Origin of the sequence: Herbaspirillum sp. B65, from assembly GCF_000333555.1 — a bacterium.
Lineage (GTDB): Bacteria > Pseudomonadota > Gammaproteobacteria > Burkholderiales > Burkholderiaceae_D > Herbaspirillum > Herbaspirillum rubrisubalbicans.
Genome location: NZ_BADI01001154.1, coordinates 1 through 2,353 on the forward strand (window position 1 = coordinate 1; position 2,353 = coordinate 2,353).

The window sequence follows — 2,353 nt, forward strand, 5'->3', positions numbered from 1 at the left end:
GTGAAATGACGGTCTCGAAAGCCCAGATCCTGGCCCCGGAAAGAATTGCGACCGTATACACCGGCTGCGGCAATCTCCAGGGAACGGGTACGGATGTCATAGGCATCGATGACGAACTGGGTCGGCGCCACGCCCTCCTCCTGCAAGGCCATGGCCAGGGAATAGGGTTCTTCACCGGTGGAGCACGGCAGGCTCAGGATGCGCACCGGCACCGCAGGCTGCTCTGCCAGCCGTTGGCGCGCCAGGCGGGCGGTGGCGAAAATGGCTTCGCGGTCGCGGAAGAACCAGGTCTCGGGCACCACGGCCGACTCGATCAGGGCTTGCAGTTCAGTCTCGGAAGTCTGCAGCACGGCCAGGTAGAGGCTGTCGTCGGTGATCTCCAGCGCCGCCATGCGTTCGCGCACCACGCGTTCGATCAGGCTGCTGCCGACGGTAGCCATATCCAGGCCCATGGCGGCCTTGAGCAGGTCGGCGATATGCGGCAGGGTCTTCATGCCAGCGCCTCGGGATAGAGCAAGGCGCGCGTGGCGGGATCAAGCAGGTCGTCCACCTGTACCCGCTGCAGCAGGCCGCCCTGGTAAGGCATGACCGGCCCCAGATAAGGGGCCCCTTCATTGCGGATGGCAGGGTTGGTGAAATGCGCCGGATCGGCGCGCAAGGTCTCGGTGGCGCGTTCCAGGAGCAAGCCTAGCAACACCGGCGTGCTCAACCCAGCACGGTAATGCACCAGCACCAGGCGTGTACTGACCCGGGCCGGCGCCGCACGGCCCAATGCCAGCATGGACAGATCGATCACCGGCACGTGGCGCTCACCATGCGGCAGCAAGCCGGCGACCCAGGCGGGTGTCCCCGGCAAGGCCTTGCAAGGCGACAGTGGCAGCACCATGGCCACCTCGGCGGTGGGCAAGGCATAACGCTCCTCGCCCAGCGAAAACAACAGGAACAAGGGCTGGTTCATGGTCAACCGCTCCGACGCGGGGCTCAGTCCGACACCTTGAAGCGCGACACGCCATTGCGCAATTCATTGGAAACCACGTTCAATTCCTCGATGGCCTGGCTGGACTGCTGCAGCGACTCCACCGTCTGCTGCGCCGCTTCGGACAGTTGCACCAGCGCCTGGTTGATCTGCTCGGCGCTGTTGGCCTGGGCCTGCATTCCTTCATTGACGATCTGGAAGCGCGGCGCCAGCGCCTGCACCTGGGCGATGATCTGCGAGAGCTGGCTGCCGGCCGTCTGCACGTCCTGCATTGCGCGTCGGACCTGGTCGGAGAACTTGTCCATGCCCATCACGCCGGCCGCGACCGCCGACTGGATCTCCTTGACCATCACTTCGATGTCATAGGTAGCCACGGCGGTCTGGTCGGCCAGGCGGCGTATTTCGGTGGCCACTACCGAGAAGCCGCGACCGTGTTCGCCGGCCTTCTCGGCTTCGATAGCGGCATTCAACGACAGCAAATTGGTCTGGTCTGCCACCTTGGTAATGGTGGTGACGACCTGGTTGATGTTGCCGGCCTTTTCATTGAGGATGGCCAGCTTGGCGCTGACCGAGCCGGCCGCATCCATGACGTTGTGCATGGTCTCGCCCATGCGGGTCAAGCCGGCCTGGCCATTGCCGGCCAGGGCGGAAGTCTGTTCGGAGACCACCGAGACTTCATTCATGGTGCGCACCAGATCACGCGAGGTAGCATGGATCTCACGCGAGGTGGCACCGATCTCAGTGGTGGTGGCGGCGGTCTCGGCCGCGGTGGCCTGCTGCTGGCGGGCGGTGGCAGCGATCTCGGTGACCGAAGTGGCAACCCGCGCAGAGGATTTCTGCGCCTGCGATACCAGCGCGGCCAACTCATCGGTCATGCGGTCGAAGCCGCTGCCCAGCACGCCGAACTCATCATTGCGAGCCAGCGCCACGCGGCGCGAAAAATCGCCCGAGCGCATCACATCGAGGATGCCCATGAGCTTTTGCAGCGGCTCGTTGATGGCGCGCAGCAGGAAGAAACCGCACACCATGGCCGCCAGCAAGGCGGCCATGAGGGCAGTCATCATCGCGAACTGCGCCGCAGTGACGGCCTCGTTGATGCGGCTGGCGGCTTTATCGGCGATGGCCTTGTTGGTATCGACCATGCGCTGGGTCAACTGGTAACCGGCGCGCCACTGCGGGCGGATCTGTTCGTTGAAGAGCTTGTCGATGGGGGGGCGTTGGCTGAAATCCATCTTCAGCACCTCACCGACCAGGGCGCGGTATTTCTGGCGCGTCTGCTTGAATTGCTCGAATAGATTGCGGTCAGTGTCGCTGAAGACGGTCTGGTCATAATCCGCCTGCAGCTTGTCCAGGCGCTCGGCATTGCGACGTAGCAGG

At 64.0% G+C, this 2,353-nt stretch carries 3 protein-coding genes; all 3 read right to left on the reverse strand.

Going from position 1 to position 2,353, the window contains the following annotated elements; translation table 11 throughout:
• On the reverse strand, positions 1–494 hold a 494-nt coding region (locus tag I5W_RS27725; RefSeq protein WP_044531682.1), incomplete at its 3' end, for a CheR family methyltransferase.
• Positions 491–958 carry a chemotaxis protein CheW gene (locus I5W_RS27730; protein WP_044531683.1) on the reverse strand — a complete coding sequence of 156 codons (468 nt, stop codon included), beginning with the start codon at positions 956–958 and terminating at the stop codon, positions 491–493. The genes I5W_RS27725 and I5W_RS27730, both read right to left, overlap by 4 nt.
• Positions 959–981: 23 nt before the next feature.
• Positions 982–2,353, reverse strand: a 1,372-nt coding sequence (locus tag I5W_RS27735) for a HAMP domain-containing methyl-accepting chemotaxis protein (RefSeq protein WP_044531684.1), incomplete at its 5' end; no start/stop codon positions are given.